General features: G+C 37.0%; 1 pseudogene. It reads left to right on the forward strand.

Annotation, left to right across the window (positions count from 1 at the left end):
* Window positions 1–87: 87 nt before the first annotated feature.
* A pseudogene (locus ABH955_RS29140) lies at window positions 88–1,106 on the forward strand (IS3 family transposase); the annotation flags it as partial.

The following is a 1,106-nucleotide window of genomic DNA, read 5'->3' on the forward strand; positions in this document are numbered from 1 at the left end:
TGAAGTGAACCCGAATAGTGGTACATGAAAAAAACACCTCCTGAATTCGCATACTAAGTATGCAAATTCAATGGAGGTGTTTTTCGTTTGAAGACAAGAGTTCATTACCCAGAAGAAATAAAATGGAAAGTGATTGAAATGAAAAAGGATGGTTATTCAAATCGTACCATTATGGAGACACTCGGCATTAAAAATGTTTCCCAAATTAAGACATGGATGAAATGGTATCGCACAGATCAAACATATCGTTTTCAACAACCTGTGGGAAAACAATATTCTTATGGAAAAGGGTCAAAAGAGCTAAGTGAATTGGAACAACTACGATTAGAAAATAATCATTTAAAAACAAAATTACTTGTATGGGGAAAGTATCTGGAAATCGAAAGGAGCTGAAACCACATACCGTTATTACCCTATGGAATGAATTAAAAACAAAAGTAACCGTACAAGAACTGTGTAAAGTATTAGAATTACCACGCTCCTCATTTTATCGTTGGTTACAGATAGCCGAACGCCCTAAAGACGAGATAGAAGAGAAAGTAAAGAAAATCTGCCTTAGGCATAAATTACGGTATGGATATCGAAGAGTGACCGCCACTCTTCGGAAAATGGGACTGTGTGTGAATCATAAAAAAGTATTACGGATTATGAGACAATATCATATACTCTCAAAAGTGCGTCGAAAGAAAAAGAAATATATAAATGGTGCGGAACCAGTGGTAGCTCCTCATCGATTGGAACGTCAATTTGAAGCATCAGCCCCAAATGAAAAGTGGTTCACAGATGTGACTTACTTATTATTTGGAGAGCGTACCTTGTATTTATCAACGATTATGGATGCCTTTAATCGTGAAATTATTAGTTATGTCATTAGTGAGTCACAAACACTGACATTAGCGATGAAGACATTAAAACAAGCGATGAGAGGAAGAAAAGTAAAAGGTGTCATCCTTCACTCGGATCAAGGGAGCATTTATACAGCGAAGGAATTTCAAGCATGTGCCAAAGAAAACGGCATTATCACCAGCATGTCCCGGAGAGGAAATTGCCATGATAATGCCGTCATGGAAAGCTTCTTTGGTCATTTAAAAAGTGAAGCTTTCTAC

It is taken from the genome of Bacillus sp. RC240, assembly GCF_044907945.1.
Classification (GTDB): Bacteria; Bacillota; Bacilli; order Bacillales; family Bacillaceae_G; genus Bacillus_A; species Bacillus_A mycoides.